Origin of the sequence: Rathayibacter tritici (genome assembly GCF_001641005.1) — a bacterium.
In the GTDB taxonomy this organism is placed as follows: domain Bacteria; phylum Actinomycetota; class Actinomycetes; order Actinomycetales; family Microbacteriaceae; genus Rathayibacter; species Rathayibacter tritici.
Genome location: NZ_CP015515.1, coordinates 2,476,993 through 2,499,031, shown reverse-complemented (window position 1 = coordinate 2,499,031; position 22,039 = coordinate 2,476,993). Strand labels below are relative to the sequence as shown.

Here is a 22,039-nt window from a genome sequence, read left to right as displayed (position 1 = left end):
CGCGGAGCAGTATAGCTCTGCTAGATTAAATGCGCGAGGGGAATCACCTTCGATTCATCGAAGAAGGGGATACGAATGGGTAAGAAGACAAAGGGTTTGGTCGCGTCTCTCGTTGTTGTCGGTTTCCTGGCAATGACTCCAGCTACAGCAGCTTCCGCAGCAACTCACGTTGAAAACGTTGGTGGAGGCGTTTGGCAGTGGGGTGACGAGCACGATCGAGCCTACTCGAACTACTACCACGAGTCGAAGACGCACAGTGCAACGGTATGCGACGGCACCATCGCCAACGACTGCTACCAGGACGTTCAGATCAGGGGTATCTGGGCGCGCGCCTCGACATCCGATTCGCTCCTGAACGTTGAGAAGGCGTATTGGAACACCTACTAGGTTCCATGCGGTCTAGAGCGGTCGAACAGCGCCGAAGGTGCGGCAATCTGTTTTCTGGGGCTGGGTCATAGCTATTATGCCCAGTCCCAGAAGCAGCTGTTTCCGCAGATTCAGGATCGCCACTCGTCCCGTCGACATCGCGCGAGACCGCGTGATCTGCTAGATTCGGGAAACGAGTTTCGTGAGCTGCTCCGAATCAAGTCCTGTAGTAGAGTTGCAGCGCATCGGCCGCTTGTCCCGAGAATAGTGACGTTTGATAGCTTCTATTCTCTCGCACGAGGGGCCGATGCCTTTCGAGCGATACGCGCCAATCGGGCTTATGAAAACGTTCAAGCTAGTCCCTGCCGGGGTAGCTGTTGGAGAACTCGCCGATGCGAATCTGGTAAGCGCGTGTGCTTCTCGTGCGCAGGTGCAGCTCGAACGCGTGCGTGACGACCTTGAGCACCGCGTAGGGGTCAGCGCCGTGGACGAGGATGTAGACAGCGGGAATCTCGCCCCCGCTAGCTGCCGCGAGCCGTGGGACCACATTGCCGTCATCGGGGAGGTCAGCGACGCGCACAGCTACCACATGCAACTCATGGTCGGTCTCACCGCCGCCGATGTCAATGCCGAGGATCAACCACACATCGGGATCTAGGCCGACGATTTCCTCAAGCTGAGGTCCGGTGCGTCTCTGATCGAGTTGCGCCGTTCCAGACCAGTCCGGGTATGTCACTTCCGCATCGCCCCAGATGTATGGTTCGTTCACGATCATGCCTGGCTCTCCTGTCCGTCCGATCGTCCTCCGGACGCGAAAAATCCCCGAGATCGACAAGTCTGACCCTACAGACCTCGGGGGCGGGTGGTGCTAGTGGTCGAAAGAGGGTGAGCGCCCTGCATCTGCTTCCTCGTGATCGTTGTCGCGTGCCTCGTTGGGCCGTAAGCGTACATCGGCCCGTTCATCTGCAAGACCGGCGCGATGGTCTTCCAGCCGTAGGTGTTGCTCGTCTTGTAGTGCGCGGGCGTCGGTGCAAGCACGCGGGCGTCGATGGTGCCGCCGTTCGCGTAGCGCTCTCCGCCGAATGCTCCGAGCCGTCCGCCTGCCGCCTCCCAGGGGGCGAGGTTGCGGCGCTCCTGCCCGGGTCGGCCGGAGATGAAATCCGCTCAGCGCTTTTCCGGCTCCGCGAACTTGTAGATCGACCCGGCTCGGCCCTTGTAGATGCCCGTCGGGAACCCACCCATCGCGTACGACTCGATGCCGCCGTCCGCGTAAGCAGCGAGGCCACGGTTAGCTTGGGGATCGGCCCCAGGTTGTCCGCGTAAGCGGACGGAGCGGCGCGATGTGCGGAACCTCGGAACCTTCAAGCTCGAACTGAGTCATGGCCGTCGCGGCGGTCTCCGCAGCATCCGAGACATCCAGCGAGCCAGCCGACGCGAGAGCAACCGCTCCGGGAAACCCCATCGCCGAGGATGTCCTTCGTAGAGACGCCCGCTTTAGCAAGATCTTTGATCGCGTTAGCTACTTCAGTCGCGGAGAAGACCGGGTCTGCCCGGCGATCCTGTCGCGAGGGGCGCCACACTCAAGCGACAACGCTGCTCAGCGCAGGCGTGAACCTGCGGGTGGTCTCGGAGCCGTTGGGGCGAACGTCTGTGGCGGGGACGCTGACGATCTACGAGCGCACGATCAAGTCGCTGCAGCGAGCCGTGGCCGAAATGCTGGGTGACCAGTGTGCTCGACGCTCCATTTCGTAGGCGATGCGAAGCTACCGACTGTGGCTCCTGCTGTGCCGCCCGCGCTCGGCGGAGCTGTTCGGGAACGCAGAAACGGTGCCCGTGCTGGCGAGAGCTACGGACACCGTTCGCGGAGGATGGGGGATTCGAACCCCCGAGGGCTTTCACCCAACACGCTTTCCAAGCGTGCGCCATAGGCCACTAGGCGAATCCTCCTGGCGCGACCGGAGCCGCGACTCATCGATACTAGCCGGTGTCGGAGCCGCGCGCTGACCACGAGCCCGCGGAGCCCCGCGCTCGGCGGCGCGCGTCGTCGGTTACACTGTCACCTGGCTCCCCGCGTGGCGCCATCCAGGCCAACTCCCCCAGGGCGGAAACGCAGCAAGGGTAACCGGGCTCTGGCGGGTGCGCGGGGGGTCTTCTCCTCTTTAACAGGGGTGCTGCGGTCGCTTCACCGGGCTGCTGCCGCCCCTGGCGAATGCTCCTCCACAGCCCGCACATGCGCACGCACTCCCCTCGCTGGCCTCTACCCAGCCAGGCGGACGGACCCCCTCGCTAGGCTGGTCCCGATGGTTCAGAGCATCTACATCTCGTCCGCCGAAGGTCATTCGGGCAAGTCCACCGTCGCCCTCGGCGTCCTCGATGCGCTCAGCAGTCAGGTCCAGCGGGTCGGTGTCTTCCGTCCGATCGCCCGCTCCACCTCCGAGCCCGACTACGTGCTCGAGATGCTGCTCGGCCACTCCGACTCCGGCCTCGCCTACGAGGACTGCATCGGCGTCACCTACGAGGACGTGCACGCCGACGGCGAGGCGGCCCTCTCGCGCATCGTCGAGCGCTACAAAGGCGTCGAGGCGCAGTGCGACGCCGTCGTGATCCTCGGCTCCGACTACACCGACGTGGGCAGCCCCACCGAGCTGGGGTACAACGCCCGCATCGCCGCGAACCTCGGCGCGCCGGTCCTGCTCGTGCTCACCGGCCGCGATCCCTCCCACAGCGAACAGCTCGGCCAGGCGCCCGCGCGCACACCGGAGGAGATGCGTCAGATCACCGAGCTCGCATCCGTCGAGCTGCGCACGGCTCACGCGAGCCTCATCGGAGTGATCGCCAACCGCGCCGATCCGGCCACCGCGGCCGACGCGATGGCGGCGATCCGCGAGAGCATCCCCGCCTCGGTGCCGGTGTGGGCCATCCGGGAGGACCCGTTCCTCGTCGCCCCGAGCCTGTCCCGCCTGGTCGAGGCGGTCGATGGAGTCGTCGTCGCGGGCGACCCGGAGCTGCTCGGCCGCGAGGCGCTCGGCGTGGTGATCGCCGGCATGTCGATGGTCAACGTCCTCCCGCGTCTCACCGAGGGCGGCGTGGTGATCGTCCCCGGCGATCGCCCCGACGTCGTCCTCGCCGTGATCATGGCCTACGCCTCCGGTACGTTCCCCACAGTTACCGGCATCATCCTCAACGGCGGGTTCGAGCTGCCGGAGCCGATCGTCCGGCTGATCGAGGGCGTCGACAGCCGCGTGCCGATCGTGATGACCGAACTCGGCACCTACGACACCGCCGTCCGCGTCACCGCCGCGCGCGGACGCCTGGCGGCCGACTCGCCGCGCAAGCGCGATACCTCGCTCGCCCTGTTCCAGGAGGCGGTCGACGTCGTCGAGCTGCTCACCCTGCTCGACGTGGGCCGCTCCGAGGTCGTCACCCCGCTGATGTTCGAGTACGGCCTGATCGAGCGCGCGCGCATCGCCGACCGCCACATCGTGCTGCCCGAGGGCGGAGACGACCGCATCCTCCGTGCCGCCGCGACGGTGCTCAAGCGCGGCATCGCCCGGTTGACGATCCTCGGCGAGGAGGCCGAGATCCGCGCCCGAGCGGCAGGCCTGGGCCTCGACCTCGACGGCGCCCGCGTGCTGAGCACACTCGACCCCGAGCACCGAGCCCGCTTCGCCGAGGAGTACGCCCGCATCCGCGCGCACAAGGGCATCACTTACGACCACGCCTACGACACGGTCACCGACGTCTCCTATTTCGGCACGATGATGGTGCAGCTCGGCCTGGCCGACGGCATGGTCTCCGGAGCCGCACACACGACGGCGCACACCATCCGCCCCGGCTTCGAGATCATCAAGACCAGCCCGGGCGTCTCGGTCGTCTCCAGTGTGTTCCTGATGGCGCTCGCCGACCGGGTCCTGGTCTACGGCGACTGCGCGGTCAACCCCGACCCGACCGAGGCGCAGCTCGCCGACATCGCGATCTCCTCCGCCGAGACCGCGCAGCAGTTCGGCATCGACCCGCGCATCGCGATGCTCTCCTACTCCACCGGCGAGAGCGGAGCCGGCGCCGACGTCGAGAAGGTCCGCGCAGCGACGGCGCTGGTGCGCGAGCGCCGACCCGACCTGCTCGTCGAAGGCCCCATCCAGTACGACGCGGCGGCGGATGCGGCGGTTGCCGCCTCGAAGATGCCCGGCTCCCAGGTCGCCGGCCGTGCGACGGTGTTCATCTTCCCCGACCTCAACACGGGCAACAACACCTATAAGGCCGTGCAGCGCTCGGCCGGCGCCGTCGCCATCGGGCCGGTCCTCCAGGGCCTGCGCAAACCGGTCAACGACCTCTCGCGCGGTGCGCTCGTGCAAGACATCGTCAACACCGTCGCGATCACCGCAATCCAGGCGGCGACCCAGGCCATCGTTCCGCCCACCGCCGCCATTCCCGTCGTGCGCTAGCGGCCACCGCGCCGCCGACCCGCCCCTGCCGACCCCGATCCCCCAGGAGTCCCCTCATGTCCGTCGTCCTCGTCATCAACAGCGGTTCGTCATCGTTCAAGTACCAGCTCATCGAGATGACCACGGAGGAGACGCTCGCGAGCGGCCTCGTCGAGCGGATCGGCGAGGACGTCGGCCGCACCAAGCACACTCGCGACGGGGAGTCGTTCGAGATCGAGGCGCCGATCCCCGACCACACCGCGGGCTTCGATGCGATGATCCGCGCGTTCGGCGAGCACGGCCCGAGCCTCGACGCCTTCCCACCGGTCGCCGTGGGCCACCGCGTCGTGCACGGCGGCAAGCGTTTCTTCGACCCGACCGTCGTCACCGACCTGGTGAAGATCAACATCGAGGACCTCGCCGACTTAGCTCCGCTGCACAACCCCGCCAACCTCGAGGGCATCGAGGCGGCGCAGAAGGTGTTCCCCGAGGTCCCGCACGTCGCCGTCTTCGACACCGCCTTCCACCACACCATCCCCGCCGCGGCCTCGACCTACGCGCTACCCGCCGAGCTCGCCGAGAAGCACCGCGTCCGCCGCTACGGCTTCCACGGCACCTCGCACAAGTTCGTCTCCGAAGCCGCCGCCGCCTACCTCGGCCGCCGCCGCTCCGACCTCAAGACGATCGTCCTGCACCTGGGCAACGGAGCGTCCGCCTGCGCCGTCGACGGCGGCATCTCCGTCGAGACCTCGATGGGGATGACCCCGCTGGAAGGCCTGGTGATGGGCACCCGCTCCGGCGACCTCGACCCCGCCGTCGTCTTCCACCTCGCCCGCAAGGCAGGCCTTTCTCTCGACGAGCTCGACACCCTCCTCAACCGCCGCAGCGGACTACTCGGCCTCACCGGACGGGGGGACATGCGCGATGTCCAGCAGGCTGCCGAGGCCGGTGACGAGCAGGCCCGCGCTGGACTCGACGTCTACTACCACCGCCTCCGCCACTACATCGGGGCCTTCTACGCCCAGCTCGGCCGCGTTGACGCCGTCGTCTTCACGGCCGGAGTCGGCGAGAACGTCGCCGCCGTCCGCGCCGGCGCCCTCCGCGGCCTCGAGGGCCTCGGCATCGAACTCGATCCGGAGCGCAACACCTCCACCGACCGCGGCGCCCGCCGGATCTCGACCGACGACTCCCGCGTCGCCGTCCTCGTCATCCCCACCAACGAAGAACTGGAGATCGCCCGGCAGTCCTTGTCGGTCGTGTAGCGGCGACGCCGCTCCACGACCCGCGGTCGGCTTCTCGAAGGGCTGCGTTCCGTAGAGCGGGTCGCGTCAGGCTGCCCGGAATCGCTCGCACGCGATTCCGGGCAGCGGCCCTCTGCCGGACGCTGGATCGCCTCTTGCTGGTCGAGAAGCCGCGGCGCCGCGGCGGATCGAGAGCCGGGGTCAGGGCAGCAGGCGGGCGTCGCCGGAGTAGAGGTTGAAGCCGGAGGCGCGGCTGAAACCGATCAGGGTGAGGCCGCTGTCTCGGGCCAGGTCGACGGCCAGCGACGACGGGGCGCCGACCGCGGCGAGCAGCGGGACGCCCGCCATCACCGCCTTCTGCACCAGCTCGAACGAGGCGCGCCCCGACACCTGCAACAGCGTCCCGCGCAACGGCAGCCGCCCTTCCCGGAGCCCCCAACCCACTACCTTGTCCACAGCGTTGTGCCGCCCCACGTCTTCCCGGAGCACCAGCAGCGCGCCGTCGGAGTCGAACAGCCCCGCCGCATGCACGCCGCCGGTCCGCTCGAACACCGCCTGCGCCTCGCGGAGCCGGTCCGGGAGCGAGACCACCAGCGCTCGCTCGACGTGCAGTTCGTCCTCCGCGACGCTCCACGCCGAGTCCGTGGCGACCGCCTCGAGCGACGCGAGCCCGCAGACTCCGCACGAGCTCGTCGTGTACACCGACCGCTCACGCTCGAGTAGCACGGCCTCTCGTCCGCCGCGGACGCTCGCGTCGACCACGTTGTAGGTGTTCTCGCCCGGCCCGGAGCCGCTGGCGCAGTAGCGCATGGCCGCGAGCTGCTCCGCCTCCGTGAGCACTCCCTCCGATACGAGGAACCCGGCGACGAGGTCGAAGTCGTCACCGGGCGTGCGCATGGTCACGCTGAAGCGGCGCCCGCCCACGCGGATCTCGAGCGGCTCCTCGACGGCCAGCACGTCCTCGCGACGGCGGGGCGGATCGTCGGCGCGGACGGCGATCAGGCGGGTGCGGGCGACACTGCGGCTCATGGCTCTCCTCAGGCGGTGAGGGTCATCCTTCCACCGAGAACCGAGAGCGTTGCCACTGCGCGGACGTACGATGCAGGAATGGTCGATGACGCCGAGCCCCGCGAGAGTCCGATCGACGAGAGCCGCCTCTCCGTCCGGTCCCCGAAGAAGCGGGCCGTCGGCATCCCCGGCGTCGCTCACGCTCTCGAAATCTCGCTGAAGCAGATGGGTCCGCTCCGCAGCGCCGAGACGCTCCTGCGGGTCAACCAGAAGACCGGCTTCGACTGCCCGGGCTGCGCCTGGCCCGAGAGCGACAAGCGCCACGTCGCCGAATTCTGCGAGAACGGGGCGAAGGCCGTCGCCGAGGAGGCGACGCTGCGCACCGTCACGTCGGCATTCTTCGCCGCGCATCCCGTCTCGGAGCTGGAGGAGTGGGACGACTTCGCGCTCGGCCAGCAGGGTCGGCTCACCGAGCCGATGCTGCTGGAGGAGGGCGCCACCCACTACCGCCCTGTGGGCTGGGACGAGGCGCTCGATCTCGTGGCGGAGGAGCTGCGCGCGTGCGCGAGCCCCGACGAGGCGATCTTCTACACCTCCGGTCGCACGTCGAACGAGTCGGCGTTCGTCTACCAGCTGATGGTTCGCGGCTTCGGCACCAACAACCTGCCCGACTGCTCCAACATGTGCCACGAGTCCAGCGGCTCCGCGCTCACCGAGACGATCGGGATCGGCAAGGGCTCGGTGAGCCTGCGCGACGTGGAGCGGGCGCCGCTGATCATCGTCGCCGGCCAGAATCCGGGCACGAACCACCCGCGGATGCTCACCGCCCTGGAACGCGCCAAGCGCGCCGGTGGCACGATCGTGGCCGTGAATCCGCTGCCGGAGGCGGGCCTGCTCCGCTTCCAGAACCCGCAGACCGTGCGGGGGACACTCGGCGACGGCACCGCCCTCGCCGACCATTTCCTCCAGGTGCGGCTCGGCGGCGACCAGGCCCTGTTCCAGGGCCTCGGCAAGGCGCTGCTCGAGGCGGAGGAGGAGCGCGGCGACGTCTTCGACCACGCCTTCATCCGAGAGAGCACGGGCGGCCTCGGCGACTATCTGCACGGGCTGCGGGCGGTCGAGTGGGACGAGATCGAGCGGGCGAGCGGGATCGACGAGGCGCGTATCCGCACTGTCGCCGAGCTGATCGCAGCGTCCGAGGGCACCGTCGTCTGCTGGGCGATGGGCCTCACGCAGCACGCGCACTCCGTCGCGACGCTCAAGGACGTCGTCAACGTGCTGCTGCTGACCGGAAACATCGGCAAGCCCGGCGCGGGCGTGTGCCCGGTGCGCGGTCACTCCAATGTGCAGGGCGACCGCACGATGGGCATCTTCGAGCGGATGCCGGACTCCTTCCACGACGCGCTCGATCGCGAGTTCTCCTTCTCCTCCCCGCGCGAGCACGGCACCGACACGGTCGCCGCGATCCGGGCGATGCGCGACGGGAAGGCCCGCGTGTTCGTGGGGCTCGGCGGCAACTTCGCCCGGGCGACGCCGGACAGCGCAGTGACGGAGGCGGCGATGCGCTCGCTCGCGCTGACCGTGCACGTCTCGACCAAGCTCAACCGCTCGCACGTGGTCACCGGCCGCCGCGCACTGATCCTGCCGACCCTGGGCCGCACCGACTCGGATGTGCAGCGTTCGGGCGAGCAGCGGGTCACCGTTGAGGACTCGATGAGCGCGGTGCACGCCTCCCGCGGCCGCCTGCGCCCACCGAGTCCGGTGCTGCGCTCGGAGGTGTCGATCCTCACCGGCATCGCGGAGCGGCTGCTGGCCGGCCGCGAGAACGTCCCGCAGGTCGACTGGTCGGGGCTGCGCGACGACTACCGCCGCATCCGCTCGCACATTGCGAACGTGGTGCCCGGCTTCGAGGGGTTCGAGGCCCGGATCGACGTGCCCGGCGGGTTCGTCCTCCCGAACCCCCCGCGCGATTCGCGCCGCTTCGATACCCCCTCCGGGCTCGCGCGCTTCACCGCGAATCCGCTCGAATACCCGCGAGTGCCCGAGGGGCGGCTGCTGCTGCAGACCCTGCGCTCGCACGACCAGTTCAACACCACGATCTACGGCAAGGACGACCGCTATCGCGGGATCCATGATGGGCGGCGCGTGGTGTTCGTGCACGCCGATGACGTCGCCGAGCTGGGCTTCGCGAACGGTGCGCTGGTCGACCTGGTCTCGGAGTGGCCCGACGGGGTCGAGCGGCGGGCGGAGTCGTTCAGAGTCGTCGCCTACGACACCCCTCGCGGGTGCGCGGCCGCCTACTATCCCGAGACGAACGTCCTCGTGCCTCTGGATTCGACCGCGAAGATCAGCAACACGCCGACCTCGAAGTCGGTGGTGATCCGCCTCGAGCCTGCGGCGTAACGGCTCACCAGGGCAGCGGCAGCAGGCGCACGGAGTCACCCGCCGCCGCTCCCGGGGCGGGCACGACGGCGACCGCCTGTGACGCGGCGAGTCCGGTCAGCATGTGCGAGCGGATCCCCGCCGCCGCCCGCCAGCCGTCCTCGCTCCGGGAGACGGGTACGAGGACCGTCGTCCCCGGGCGGCGGAGCGGTTCGGCGAGGACGCCGCGGTGCAGCGGGCGGGGGACGGCGCCGGACGCCGCGTCGAGCGCCGACGGCAGGAAGGAGAGCGCGGCGAGGAGCGCGGCGAGCGGATTGCCCGGCAGCGCGATCACCAGCGTCCCGCCCGGTAGTACGGCCGCCATCGTGGGGTGACCGGGGCGCATGTCAACGCCGTCGATGAGGATTAGCGCCCCGACCGTCCCGAGGGCGCGACGCACCGCGTCGACCCGGGAGCGCCCGGTCCCGCCGGTGCTGAGCAGGATCGGCGCTGAGCCCGTCAGCAGCGTCCGGGCGATCGCGTCCTCATCGTCGCCGCGGCGCACGACCTCCCCAACGTCTCCGCCCGAGAGCTCGACGAGCGCGGGCAGCAGCGGCGTGAAGGCGTCGCGCACCCGGCCCGCGGGCGGCATCCCCTCCGTGTCGACCTCGTCGCCGGTGAGGAGGAGGTCGACCGCGGCGGGCAGGCGGACATCGAGCGCGTCGACTCCGGCGACCGCGAGCAGGGCGAGGTGCGCGGGAGTGAGGCGGGTTCCGGCACCGACGAGGACAGCCCCTCGTGCAGCCTCATCGCCCGCGCGCCGCAGGTGGCGGCCGGGTGGGAGAGGTGCCCGGGCCGTGAGCACCTCCTCGCAGATCTCGCCCTGTTCGGACGGCAGCACCGCGTCGCTCCAGTCGGGAACGACTGCGCCGGTGACGATCGGTGCGGCGGTGCCGTCCTCAAGCGCCCAGGGACCGCGGCCGCGCACGGCCCAGCCGTCCATGGCCGAGGAGTCGTAGTGCGGGAGTGGCCGGGTCGCCGCGACGTCGTGATCGAGGACCGCTCCGCGGGCGGCGAGGAGTGGGACGGTCGCGACCCCCGAGCGCGCCACGGTCTCGCCCACGATCCGCCTGGCCTCGTCCCAGTCGATCGCCTCGTGCCGGTGCGCGCTCATCCCGTCCATTCTCCCGGGGCTCGGGGCGGGTCCGCGCGGGACCCGGCCCGCGCACGACCCGGCCCGTCGCTCAGCCCAGGTAACCGTTCGGGTTCAGCACGAACTTCTTCGCGGCACCCTTGTCGAAATCGGCGTACCCCTGAGGAGCGTCGTCAAGGCTGATCGCCGTGGCCTGCACCGCGTCGGCGATGTGCACCCGGTCATGCAGGATCGCCATCATCAGCTGCCGGTTGTACGTCATCACCGGGCACTGGCCCGTGGTGAAGGAGAGCGATTTCGCCCAGCCCAGTCCGAGCCGGATCGAGAGCGAGCCCTCCTGGGCCGCCTCGTCGACTCCGCCCGGGTCGCCCGTGACGTAGAGGCCGGGGATGCCGAGGGCGCCGCCCGCCGCAGTGATCGACATCAGCGAGTTGAGTACCGTCGCTGGCGCCTCCGTCCCCGAGTCGGCGCCGTTGCCGTGTGCTTCGAAGCCGACCGCGTCCACTCCGCAGTCGACCTCCGGCACGCCGAGAATCTGCTCGATCTGGCCCGCCGGATCGCCCTTCGAGACGTCGACCGTCTCACAGCCGAAGGAGCGCGCCTGCGCCAGCCGCTCCTCGTTGAGGTCCGCGACGATCACGACGGCCGCTCCGAGCAGCTGCGCCCCGACGGCCGCAGCGAGGCCGACCGGACCCGCCCCCGCGACGTACACGGTGGAGCCGACCCCGACGCCCGCGGTCACCGCGCCGTGGAAGCCCGTCGGGAAGATGTCCGAGAGCATCGTCAGGTCGAGGATCTTCTCGAGCGCCTGGTCGCGGTCCGGGAACACCAGCAGGTTCCAGTCGGCGTAGGGGACCATCACGTACTCGGCCTGCCCGCCGACCCAGCCGCCCATGTCGACGTAGCCGTAGGCGCTGCCCGGGCGGTCCGGATTCACGTTCAGGCAGATGCCGGTCTTGCGCTCTTTGCAGTTGCGGCACCGGCCGCAGGCGATATTGAAGGGCACCGAGACGATATCGCCGACCTTGACGAATTCGACGTCGGGGCCGACCTCGACGACCTCGCCGGTGATCTCGTGGCCGAGTACGAGGTCCGGCGGAGCCGTGGTGCGGCCGCGGACCATGTGCTGGTCCGAGCCGCAGATGTTGGTGGACACGGTGCGGAGGATCGCGCCGTGGGGCAGCTTCCGTCCGATGTTCGCCGGGTTGACGCCTGGTCCGTCCTTCAGCTCGAAGGTCGGGTAGTCGATGTCGATGACCTCGACCACTCCGGGGGACTTGTAGGCGACGGCTCTGTTGCCTGACATGCGGTGCTCCTTCACGTGGCGGTCCGCGGCGCGCTCGGCCGCGGGAGTCCCGCGTCGCCGCTCGTTTCAGCCGCGACGTCGGGGCTCTGGCGAACCGTACGCCAGGAGTCTGGAGCCGGATAGAGCGCGGGGGAGTAGCGTTTCAGGACGCGTGCGAGCGCTCGTCCACCGCGCGGTGCGAGGTCGTGAGCGCGGCGTCGAGCGCGTCCCGGCTCCCACCGCTCAGGCCCGCTGCGTAGCCCGCGAGGAAGGTCGTGAGCGGAGCCGCGGGCCGGACCACGGTGTGCGCCGCGCGACCGGCGAGCGCGAGCAGAGCGTCCGGGTCGATGGGGACCGCGCCGAGGCCGAGAGCGGCGCAGAGTTCGGCCCACCAGGCGGCGAGGATCTCCTCGGTCGGGCGGGTGTCGTCGGGGCCTGCGGTAGTGGAGCCTGCGGAAGCGGAGCCTGCGGCGTCGGAGTCGAAGGTGTCGTCCATCCGCTCAGTGTGCGCCGAGCGGGCCCGAGAGGTCGATCCCGTGCCGGAGCGCATCGGTGGGCGCGTCAACATCGTCGGTCGAGCCTGCGGGCACGCTGACGAGCCGCAGGGGCAGCCCGCGGAGGAGGGCGCGCACCGAGGCGCCGTGGGGATCGCCGAGCGCGGCGAGCGCGTCGACGAGCGATCGACGCCGGTGCACGCCGAGGAGCTGCTGGGCGCGACCGTCGGTGTCGACGGCCAGAAGGGAGTCCTGCACGGCGCTCGCCGCGTCCTCCAGCAGCCGCTGCACCGCGGGACCGGGCGCGACGAGATCGGCGGCGAGCACGACGACCCACTCCGGAGCGTCGGGCCGGTCGAGCAGGGGCAGCGCGGCGGCCAGCCCCGCGACCGGGCCGCCGAACGGGGGATCCTCCTGGACGTGCTCGGCGCCGTCGAGGGCCGACGCGAGGGCCTGCGGTCCGGCGACGACTCGCCGCTCAGCGCCGTGAACGGCTGCGAGGGCGGTGCCGAGGAGGGTGGAGTCGCGGTGCGGCAGGAGCGGCTTGATCGCGCCGCCGAGCCGGGTCGCCCGTCCGCCGGCGAGCACGATCGCATCACAGCGGGGGAGCGGCGGCGCAGGAGGCACGCCTCCGAGGTTACGCGGGTACCGGTCTCCGCCGCCCGGCTCCGGTGTCGGAGGTCGCGGCTACTCTGGTCGGGTGGTAGCAGCCCTATATCGCCGGTACCGGCCCGAGACGTTCGCCGAGATGATCGGCCAGTCCCAGGTGACGGATCCGCTCATGACCGCGCTGCGCACCAACCGCGTGAACCACGCGTACCTCTTCAGTGGTCCGCGCGGCTGCGGCAAGACCACCTCGGCGCGCATCCTCGCCCGCTGCCTCAACTGCGCCACCGGCCCCACCGACACTCCCTGCGGCGTCTGCGATAGCTGCGTCGAGCTCAGCCGCGAGGGCCAGGGGTCGCTCGACGTGGTCGAGATCGATGCGGCGAGCCACAACGGAGTCGACGACGCGCGCGATCTGCGCGAGCGCGCCATCTTCGCCCCGGCACGCGACCGCTACAAAATCTTCATTCTCGACGAGGCGCACATGGTCACGCCGCAGGGCTTCAACGCCCTGCTCAAGATCGTCGAGGAGCCGCCGGAGCACGTGAAGTTCATCTTCGCGACCACCGAGCCCGACAAGGTGATCGGCACCATCCGCTCGCGCACCCACCACTATCCGTTCCGGCTCGTGCCGCCGGCCCAGATGCTCGACTACACGCAGTCGCTCTGCGAGCGCGAGGGCGTGCACGTGGCGGCGGGCGTGCTGCCGCTCGTGGTCCGCGCGGGCGGCGGGTCCGTCCGCGACACCCTCTCTCTCCTCGACCAGCTGATGGCCGGCTCCGAGGCCGAGACCGTCGAGTACGAGCGGGCCGTCGCGCTGCTGGGGTACACCCACGGCGCCCTGCTCGACGAGGTCGTGGACGCGCTGGCCGAGCGCGACTCGGCCGAGGCGTTCGGAGCGGTCGACCGCGTCATCCAGACGGGTCAGGATCCGCGCCGCTTCGTCGAGGACCTGCTCGAGAAGCTGCGCGACCTGATCGTCGTCGCGGCCACCGGAGGCGCGGCCTCGGCCGTGCTGCGCGGCGTCTCGCAGGACGATCTCGACCGCATGGCCGGGCAGTCGCGGGCGCTCGGCCTGGCCGAGCTCTCGCGCATCGCCGATGTGGTCAACGACGCGCTCACCGAGATGACCGGTGCGACCTCACCGCGCCTGCACCTCGAGCTGATGATCGCGCGGACCCTGGTGCACGGCACCGGTGCGGGGATCGCGCCCGCTCCGGCGCAGGAGGAGCGTCCGCGTCGCGTCGCCGCACCGCGTCCCTCCGCCGAGACCGCGCCTCGGTCGCCCGAGCCGTCGCGCACGCCGGAGCCCCACCACGCCTCGCACGCCGCCGCTCCGGGCTCGGTACCCGAGTCGATCGCTGCCGCGCCGCGGACGGAGGCGCCCGTTACCGCGTCCGCGACCGTCGCCGCACCGCCGGTGAAGGCGCCCGAGGAGACGGCGGCCGAGGAGACGGTGCCCGAGGCGCCCGAGCCCGCGACCGAGGGCGCGGTCACCCTCCAGCGAATGAAGGACACCTGGCCCGAGATCCTCGAGGTCGTGCAGAAGGCGAAGATGACCGCCTGGCTGGTCGCCTACACCGCCCAGGTACGCGCCCTCAACGACGACGTGCTGACCCTGTCCTTCCCGAGCCAGAACGACGTCGAGTCGTTCAAGATGCCAGGCACCGCGGGTCAGCCCGGAGTCAGCGAGCACCTGCGGCACGCCATTCAGCAGGTTCTCGGACTGCGGGTGAAGTACATCGCCCGTGTCGAGCCGCGAGCCGCCGCTCCCGAGGCCGAACGCGCCGCCGTCGAGGCGCCGGCCGCACCCGCCCCGGCAGCCGCGGCTCCGCCCGACTCCGACGGCTGGGCCACAGTGGCGATCCCCGCCGACCCGACTCCGGCGGCAGAGGCCGCGACCCCCTCCGCACCCGTCGAGGCGCCCGCCGCGGCCGCGGAGCCCGAGCGCGCGGCCGCTTCTTCGTCCGCCCCTTCTTCGTCCGCCGCCCCCTCCGCCGAGCAGCCCCCCTTCGACGAGGAGCCGCCGGAGGAGGACATGCCCCCGGTCGAGCCGCCGATGCCCGACTCCTGGGCGACGGTCGCGCCCCCCGGCGAGCCCACCGCGCCCGAGCCCCGTGCCCCCGTGCGCCCGACCCCCGTCGCCGAGCGTCCGGCTCCCGCACCGCGTCCGGCCACCCGCACGACCCGATCGGCCACCGCCGACGGCCGCCAGCGCTACGGCGAGGCGGTCGTGCGCGAGATCCTCGGCGCCCAGTTCATCGAGGAGCAGCCCCACACGCCGCGCGGCCCCCGCGTGACCGGCGCGTGAGCCGCATCCTCCGTCCCGCCGGCCCCACCCCCGTCCGCCCCACTCGAGAGGAGGCGACCGCATGTACGAAGGCATCGTCCAGGAGTTGATCGACGAGCTCGGCCGACTCCCCGGCATCGGCCCCAAGTCCGCCCAGCGCATCGCGTTCCACATCCTGCAGACTGAGACGTTCGACGTCACCCGCCTCGCCGAGATTCTGCTGGAGCTGCGTCACCGGGTGCACTTCTGCGACATCTGCGGGAACGTGGCGGAGGAGGCGACCTGCGGGATCTGCCGCGACCCGCGTCGCAGCCGCACGGTCATCTGCGTCGTGGAGGAGGCGAAGGACGTCCCCGCGATCGAGCGCACTCGCGAGTTCCGCGGGCTGTACCACGTGCTCGGCGGCGCGATCAGCCCGATCGACGGCATCGGCCCCGACCAGCTCCGCATCCGCCAGCTGCTGCAACGCCTCGCCGACGGCGAGGTGCAGGAGGTGATCATCGCGACCGACCCCAACCTCGAGGGCGAGGCGACCGCGACCTACCTCTCCCGCATGCTCAGCACTCTCGGCATCCGCATCACCCGACTCGCCTCGGGTCTGCCTGTCGGCGGTGACCTCGAGTACGCCGACGAGATCACGCTCGGCCGTGCCTTCGAGGGCCGCCGCCTCGTCGAGAATTGACGCGACCGCCGACCACTCACGTGACCGGCCCGGAGTGCGGGCGACCGGTAGACTCGCCCGTCGGGTCGCGACGGCCCTCCAGCCACTGACCCGGGAGCAGCACGTGAGCCTGATCGTCCAGAAGTTCGGCGGGTCCTCCGTCGCTGACGCGGAGAGCATCAAGCGGGTCGCGAAGCGCATTGTCGCCACCAAGCAGGCGGGCAACGACGTCGTCGTGGCCGTCTCGGCAATGGGCGACACCACCGACGACCTGCTCGAGCTCGCCCACCAGGTCACTCCCCTCCCAGCGCCCCGAGAGCTCGACATGCTGCTCTCCTCGGGCGAGCGCATCTCGATGGCGCTGCTGGCGATGGCGATCAAGAGCATGGGCTTCGAGGCCCGCTCCTTCACCGGCAGCCAGGCCGGCATGATCACGGATGCGCAGCACGGCGCTGCCCGCATCGTCGACATCACACCGGTCCGCCTGCGCGCGGCGCTCGATGAGAACGCGGTCGTCATCGTCGCCGGGTTCCAGGGCTTCAACCGCGACACGAAGGACATCACCACCCTCGGCCGCGGCGGCTCGGACACCACCGCCGTCGCGCTCGCCGCGGGCCTGGGTGCCGACACCTGCGAGATCTACACCGATGTCGACGGAGTCTTCTCCGCTGACCCGCGCGTGGTTACCAAGGCCCGAAAGCTCGACCGCATCACGAGCGAGGAGATGCTCGAGCTCGCCGCCGCCGGCGCGAAGGTGCTGCACATCCGCGCCGTCGAGTTCGCCCGCCGCCACGGAGTCACGCTGCACGTGCGCTCCTCTTTCAGCCCCAACGAGGGCACCATCGTCTACAACGCCGAGACCGACGGCGCCGAGCAGAACGGACAAGCCGTGGAAGAGCCCATCATCGCCGGAGTCGCCACCGACCTGAACGAGGCGAAGATCACCGTCGTCGGCGTCCCCGACATCCCCGGAAAAGCCGCGCAGATCTTCACGATCGTGGCGAAGACCGGCTCCAATATCGACATGATCGTGCAGAACGTCTCGGCCGCGGCCACCGGACGCACCGACATCTCGTTCACACTGCCCAAGGCCGACGGCCAGACCGTCCTCAAGGCTTTGGACGCCGAGAAGGACGAGGTCGGCTTCGAATCGCTCCAGTACGACGACCAGATCGCCAAACTCGCGCTTGTCGGCGCCGGCATGCGCACCAATGCGGGCGTCTCGGCGAAGCTGTTCCGCTCCCTCTACGAGGCGGGGATCAACATCGAGATGATCTCGACCAGCGAGATCCGCATCTCGGTCGTCACCCGCGCCGACACTGTGAACGAAGCCCTGCGCGTCGTACACACCGCCTTCGGGCTCGATGCCGAGGACGAGGCCGTGGTCTACGCCGGTACCGGGCGCTGACGGCCGACCCCCGTCTCGATCCGGCCGTTCCTCCCGGGCGGCCGACCCGACCGGTACCCTCTCCCTCGATCCCCCCGCCACGAGCGGCCCGCGCCGCACGGACGAAAGAGCACAGCATGAGCAGCACCCCCCTCCACGTGGGCGTCGTCGGCGCGACCGGCCAGGTCGGGAAGGTGATGCGCCGCCTCCTCGAGGAGCGCGAGTTCCCCGTCGCGTCGATCCGCTTCTTCGCCACCGCCCGCTCGGCGGGCACGACCCTGCCGTTCCGCGGTGAGGACGTGGTGGTCGAGGACGTCGAGACCGCCGATCCGTCCGGGCTCGACATCGCCCTGTTCTCCGCCGGAGCCACGGGCTCGCGCGCTCAGGCGCCCCGCTTCGCTGCGGCGGGCGTCACCGTGATCGACAACTCCAGCGCCTGGCGGATGGACCCCGAGGTGCCGCTGGTCGTGAGCGAGGTCAACCCGCACGCCATCGACCAGGCGGTGAAGGGCATCATCGCGAATCCGAACTGCACCACGATGGCCGCGATGCCGATCCTGAAGGTCCTCGACCGCGAGGCCGGGCTCACCCGCCTCATCGTCAGCACTTACCAGGCCGTGTCCGGTAGCGGGCTGGCCGGAGCGAACGAACTGGCCGGTCAGGTGCGCGCCGCCGTCGCCGACGAGCACCTGCTCGACCTGGTGCATGACGGCTCGGCGGTCGCCTTCCCCGCGCCCGAGAAGTACGTCGCCCCGATCGCCTTCGACGTCATCCCCTTCGCCGGGAACCTCGTCGAGGACGGCTCGAACGAGACCGACGAGGAGAAGAAGCTCCGCAACGAGAGCCGCCGCATCCTCGAGCTCCCCGAGCTGCTGGTGTCCGGTACCTGCGTCCGCGTGCCCGTCTTCACCGGCCACTCGCTCTCGATCAACGCGGAGTTCGCCGCAGCTCTCAGCCCCGAGCGGGCGCGCGAGCTGCTGGCTGAGGCGCCCGGCGTCGTTCTGCGCGAGGTACCGACTCCGCTGGAGGCCGCGGGCACGGACCCGAGCTATGTCGGCCGCATCCGCGCCGACGAGGGCGCTCCGGAGGGCCGTGGCCTGGCGCTGTTCATCAGCAATGACAACCTGCGCAAGGGCGCAGCCCTGAACGCCGTACAGATCGCGGAGCTGATTGCGGCGAAGCAGCCCGTCTCCTGATCCGCGGGGGAGGGGCTGCTGAGTCCGGCCGCCCCTCCCGCGTGGAAAAGTCGTGAAATTGATGGGCGCGTCCGCCCTCTCCCCGCCGTGGCGCGCCTGGGCGAGCGTAAACTCGTCTCTCGTGAACTCCTCGGAACCGGTCGACGTCGCCCTCATCGGTGGGGGCATCATGAGCGCCACTCTGGGCGCCCTGATCACCCAGCTGCAGCCCGACTGGACGATCGCCGCCTACGAGCGCCTCGGCGACGTCGCGCAGGAATCGTCGAACCCGTGGAACAACGCGGGCACCGGTCACGCCGCCCTCTGCGAGCTCAACTACATGCCCGAGGCGGCCGACGGCTCCGTGGACCCGGCGAAGGCCATTCAGATCAACGAGCAGTTCCAGATTTCGCGCCAGTTCTGGTCGAGCCTGGTCGAGTCCGGCGACATCCGTGAGCCGTCCAGCTTCATCAACCCGGCGCCGCACATGACCTTCGTGCACGGCGAAGCCAATGTCGAGTACCTCCGCAAACGCTACGAGGCCCTCAAAGACCAGCCGCTGTTCGCCGGCATCGAGTTCACCGAGAACATCACGACGATCCACGAGTGGGCGCCCCTGCTGATGGAGCAGCGGCCGGCGGGCGGCGGCCCCTACGCCGCGACCCGCATGCCGGCCGGAACCGATGTCGACTTCGGCTCGCTGACGCACCAGCTGTTCGATTACGTCGTCGCCCACGGCGGCACGCTCGACACTGGTCGCGAGGTCACCGACATCACCCGCCAGAAGGACGGCACCTGGCGCCTCGATCTCAAGCAGCTCGTTGGCGGGACGCCCCAGCGAGTGACCGCCCGCTTCGTCTTCGTCGGCGCCGGCGGGGGCGCGCTGCATCTGTTGCAAAAGTCCGGCATCCCCGAGATCAAGGGCTTCGGCGGCTTCCCCATCTCCGGGCAGTTCCTCCGCACCGACAACCCGGAGCTGGTCGCCCGGCACACAGCCAAGGTCTACGGCAAGGCGGCCGTCGGCGCGCCCCCGATGTCAGTGCCCCATCTGGACGCGCGCGTCGTCGACGGCGAGTCGTCGCTCCTGTTCGGTCCGTACGCCGGATTCACGCCCAAGTTCCTCAAGCGCGGCTCGTGGCTCGACCTGCCGCTGTCGATCCGGCCGCACAACATCGGCCCGATGCTCGCGGTCGCCCGCGACAACCTCGACCTGATGAAGTACCTGATCGGCGAGGTGCTCGCCGGCCGCGGCAAGAAGATGAAGGCCCTGCGCGAGTTCCTGCCGACCGCCCGCGATGAGGACTGGTACCTGATCACGGCCGGCCAGCGCGTCCAAGTGATGAAGAAAGACGAGAAGAAGGGCGGAGTGCTGCAGTTCGGCACCGAGGTCATCACCGGGGGGGACGGCACGATCGCCGGGCTGCTCGGTGCTTCGCCCGGAGCGTCGACCGCCGTGCCGATCATGCTCGACATCGTGCAGAAGTGCTTCCCCGATCGGATGAAGGCCTGGGAGCCGCGCATCCGCGCACTGGTGCCGAGTTACGGCTCGACGCTCAACGATGCGCCCGAGAAGGCCGAGCGGACGGTCAGCGCGACCGCCGAGACGCTGGAACTCTCCGCCTCGGTCTGACTGCGTGCGCGTCGTTCGAACGTATGTTCTAATAGCTGCATGAGGTGGAACGGGCAGTCGATCGGTACGGCCGACGAGGCCGCGCTGCCCGGGCTGGTGAAGCTCACCGATCTGGTGCGGACAGTGCGCACGCCGGAATTCGACGGAATCACCTTCTACGAGGTGCTCGCGAAGTCGGCACTCAACCGGGTGCACACCTCCTCGAAGATGCCGTTCGGCTGGACCATCAATCCGATGCGCGGCTGCACGCACGCCTGCACCTACTGCTTTGCTCGGCCCACGCACGAGTACCTCGAATTCGACGGCGGGCGCGACTTCGACTCGCAGATCGTGGTGAAGGTGAACGTCGCCGAGGTCCTCACGCGGGAGCTCGCCAAGCCGAGCTGGGAGCGCCACCCGGTGGCCCTCGGCACCAACACCGACCCGTACCAGCGCGCCGAGGGCCGATACCGGCTGATGCCGGGCATCATTGCCGCGCTCGCTGCCTCCGGCACCCCGATCTCGATCCTGACGAAGGGGTCCCTGCTGCGGCGCGACCTGCCGCTTCTCCGCGAGGCCGCGGAGCACGTTCCGGTCGACCTCGGTGTCTCGATCGCCGTCTACGACGAGGAACTTCAGCGCTCCGTCGAGCCGGGGGCGCCCACGGCCGCGGCTCGATTGGCAACGGTCACCGCGGCACGGGAGGCGGGATTCGAGTGCTCGGTGTTCCTGATGCCGATCCTGCCCTTCCTGACCGACACCCGCGCGCACCTCGACGAATCGCTCCGAGCCTGCCGTGAGGCCGGCGCCAGCACGATCATGTACTCGACCCTCTACCTCAAGCCCGGAGTCAAGGAGTGGTTCCTGCAGTGGCTTGCGCAGGAGCACCCCGAGCTCGTCGACCGCTACCGCTCCCTCTACCCGGGCCGCGCCGCCTACGCCCCGCTGGAGTACCGCCGCTGGCTGTCGGAGCGCATGCGCCCGCTGATGCGGGCACACCGGCTGGAGCGCGGCGAGGAGGATCCGGCGACCGGATCGGTCCGCTCCTCTGCGCTGGGCTCGCTCGGCACCCTGCGAACCCTCGGTGGTGAGCGCCGCTCCCTCGAGCACGACGGTCTGCTCGTCGGCGAGCTCGGTGCCGAGCGCGCCGCGATCCTGCCGGGCGTCGGGCAGCCGACGCTGTTCTGAGCCGGTGGCGCAGCAGGCCGCGGCTAGGATCGTCCGCATGATCACCCGCTCCGGTGAGCCCTCGGGCTCCTGCGCCCGGAGCGCTCGCGACACGGGCCCGCGCCCGGTCCGCCTTGGCCTGCTCGACCCCGACGAGGACCAGCTCGCCGAGAGCGGCGCGTGGATCCGCTCGCACGCCCCGGACTTCGAGGTCGTCGTCGCCGCGTGCACCTGGCTCGATCTCGTCACGAGCGACGTGTTCCCCACTCAGGTGGTGGTCATGGCCACCGAGTTGCGCGAGCCGATCTCGATCGAAGCGCGGATCCGTACCTGCCGTGCCGCGGGCGCCGCTGTGGTTGTGCTCTCGGACAGCGAGGACGACGAGGTCCACGAGCGCGCGCTTCGCGCCGGAGCCGTCCGTCACCTCGCGAAGTCGCGTCCGATCGCCGAGGTGATGGAGCAGACTCGCGCCGCTCTCGAGATGCGCTCCGCCGACCTCTCGTCCGCGCAGTGGCGTCCGCTGCCGTCCGGGGTCGCCGCGCAACAGCGCCCTCGCCTGAGCGCGTGCGAGCTGGAGGCGTTGCGCCTGTACGCGTCCGGCTCGAGCACGCCGGAGGTGGCCGCGAAGATGAATGTGCGGTTCGAGACTGCCAAGACGTATTTACAGCGCGTGCGCCGCAAATACGTCGCCGTCGGCCGCCCCGCGAGCCGGCGCGCCGATCTGATCCGCCGAGCCGGCGAGGACGGGTTCCTCCCGTGAGCGCCGCGCACTCGCCACGGGGGAGTCTCCTCCGCACCAACCTCGAGGAGAC

General features: G+C 70.1%; 17 protein-coding genes, 1 tRNA gene and 1 other RNA gene. 12 read left to right on the top strand and 7 right to left on the bottom strand.

From position 1 onward, the window contains the following. The first annotated feature begins 75 nt into the window (after positions 1-75). Positions 76-387 carry a lactococcin 972 family bacteriocin gene (locus A6122_RS15965; RefSeq protein ID WP_084416005.1) on the top strand — a complete coding sequence of 104 codons (312 nt, stop codon included), beginning with the start codon at positions 76-78 and terminating at the stop codon, positions 385-387. Positions 388-721: 334 nt separating this feature from the next. Here A6122_RS15965 and A6122_RS11325 read toward each other — a convergent pair whose 3' ends face one another. Together A6122_RS11325 and A6122_RS11315 are read right to left on the bottom strand one after the other, a co-directional pair. Beyond that, the gene (locus A6122_RS11325) at positions 722-1,141 is read right to left on the bottom strand and encodes a hypothetical protein (protein WP_068254976.1); all 420 of its coding nucleotides are present in this window, start codon (positions 1,139-1,141) and stop codon (positions 722-724) included. A 1,087-nt stretch (positions 1,142-2,228) separates the two neighbouring features. Further along, positions 2,229-2,313: transfer RNA gene (locus A6122_RS11315), tRNA-Ser, on the bottom strand. 112 nt (positions 2,314-2,425) lie between these two features. Between A6122_RS11315 and ffs the strand changes: the two genes are divergently transcribed. The 3 genes from ffs to A6122_RS11300 all read left to right on the top strand — a co-directional run bounded on the left by ffs (position 2,426) and on the right by A6122_RS11300 (position 6,052). Continuing rightward, positions 2,426-2,522: signal recognition particle sRNA small type (gene ffs, locus A6122_RS11310), an RNA gene on the top strand. A 144-nt stretch (positions 2,523-2,666) separates the two neighbouring features. Further along, positions 2,667-4,811 (top strand): phosphate acetyltransferase, encoded by a 2,145-nt coding sequence (gene pta, locus A6122_RS11305; RefSeq protein ID WP_068254973.1) that lies wholly within the window; start codon positions 2,667-2,669, stop codon positions 4,809-4,811. Positions 4,812-4,867: 56 nt separating this feature from the next. Then, on the top strand, positions 4,868-6,052 hold the full coding sequence (locus A6122_RS11300) for an acetate/propionate family kinase (protein WP_068254969.1): 1,185 nt from the start codon (positions 4,868-4,870) through the stop codon (positions 6,050-6,052). Positions 6,053-6,232: 180 nt separating this feature from the next. On the opposite strand, the gene fdhD is transcribed toward A6122_RS11300, so the two are convergent. After that, positions 6,233-7,060, bottom strand: coding sequence for a formate dehydrogenase accessory sulfurtransferase FdhD (fdhD, locus tag A6122_RS11295; protein WP_068254966.1), 828 nt, complete (start codon positions 7,058-7,060; stop codon positions 6,233-6,235). Positions 7,061-7,138: 78 nt separating this feature from the next. Here fdhD and A6122_RS11290 point away from each other — a divergent pair, with 78 nt between their 5' ends. Next, on the top strand, positions 7,139-9,442 hold the full coding sequence (locus tag A6122_RS11290; RefSeq protein ID WP_068254965.1) for an FdhF/YdeP family oxidoreductase: 2,304 nt from the start codon (positions 7,139-7,141) through the stop codon (positions 9,440-9,442). A gap of 4 nt (positions 9,443-9,446) precedes the next feature. On the opposite strand, the gene A6122_RS11285 is transcribed toward A6122_RS11290, so the two are convergent. The 4 genes from A6122_RS11285 to mobA form a co-directional block, all read right to left on the bottom strand. Then, on the bottom strand, positions 9,447-10,574 hold the full coding sequence (locus A6122_RS11285; protein WP_068254964.1) for a molybdopterin molybdotransferase MoeA: 1,128 nt from the start codon (positions 10,572-10,574) through the stop codon (positions 9,447-9,449). Positions 10,575-10,644: 70 nt separating this feature from the next. Continuing rightward, entirely contained in the window at positions 10,645-11,859 is a 1,215-nt protein-coding gene (gene fdhA / locus A6122_RS11280; RefSeq protein ID WP_068254961.1) for a formaldehyde dehydrogenase, glutathione-independent, read from the bottom strand. 142 nt (positions 11,860-12,001) lie between these two features. Beyond that, positions 12,002-12,334: a DUF6457 domain-containing protein gene (locus A6122_RS17350; RefSeq protein ID WP_068254959.1), complete on the bottom strand. Its 333-nt coding sequence runs from the start codon at positions 12,332-12,334 to the stop codon at positions 12,002-12,004. A 4-nt stretch (positions 12,335-12,338) separates the two neighbouring features. Beyond that, a complete protein-coding gene (mobA, locus tag A6122_RS11270) occupies positions 12,339-12,959 on the bottom strand; it encodes a molybdenum cofactor guanylyltransferase (RefSeq protein WP_237358176.1) in 621 nt (206 codons plus the stop codon). Between the two features lie 73 nt (positions 12,960-13,032). On the opposite strand from mobA, the gene A6122_RS11265 reads away from it, so the two are divergent. From A6122_RS11265 to A6122_RS11235, 7 genes are all read left to right on the top strand, one after another. Continuing rightward, positions 13,033-15,249: a DNA polymerase III subunit gamma and tau gene (locus A6122_RS11265; RefSeq protein ID WP_068254956.1), complete on the top strand. Its 2,217-nt coding sequence runs from the start codon at positions 13,033-13,035 to the stop codon at positions 15,247-15,249. Positions 15,250-15,310: 61 nt separating this feature from the next. Further along, on the top strand, positions 15,311-15,910 hold the full coding sequence (gene recR / locus A6122_RS11260; RefSeq protein ID WP_068254953.1) for a recombination mediator RecR: 600 nt from the start codon (positions 15,311-15,313) through the stop codon (positions 15,908-15,910). A gap of 103 nt (positions 15,911-16,013) precedes the next feature. Further along, a complete protein-coding gene (locus tag A6122_RS11255; RefSeq protein ID WP_068254950.1) occupies positions 16,014-17,297 on the top strand; it encodes an aspartate kinase in 1,284 nt (427 codons plus the stop codon). A gap of 116 nt (positions 17,298-17,413) precedes the next feature. Further along, positions 17,414-18,472 (top strand): aspartate-semialdehyde dehydrogenase, encoded by a 1,059-nt coding sequence (locus A6122_RS11250; protein ID WP_068254948.1) that lies wholly within the window; start codon positions 17,414-17,416, stop codon positions 18,470-18,472. A gap of 61 nt (positions 18,473-18,533) precedes the next feature. Further along, positions 18,534-20,081, top strand: coding sequence for a malate:quinone oxidoreductase (locus A6122_RS11245; protein WP_084416003.1), 1,548 nt, complete (start codon positions 18,534-18,536; stop codon positions 20,079-20,081). Positions 20,082-20,120: 39 nt separating this feature from the next. Then, positions 20,121-21,248 carry an Rv2578c family radical SAM protein gene (locus tag A6122_RS11240; RefSeq protein WP_084416002.1) on the top strand — a complete coding sequence of 376 codons (1,128 nt, stop codon included), beginning with the start codon at positions 20,121-20,123 and terminating at the stop codon, positions 21,246-21,248. A gap of 37 nt (positions 21,249-21,285) precedes the next feature. Next, positions 21,286-21,987, top strand: a complete 702-nt coding sequence (locus A6122_RS11235; protein ID WP_068254945.1) for a response regulator transcription factor — start codon at positions 21,286-21,288, stop codon at positions 21,985-21,987. The last annotated feature ends 52 nt before the right edge of the window (positions 21,988-22,039 follow it).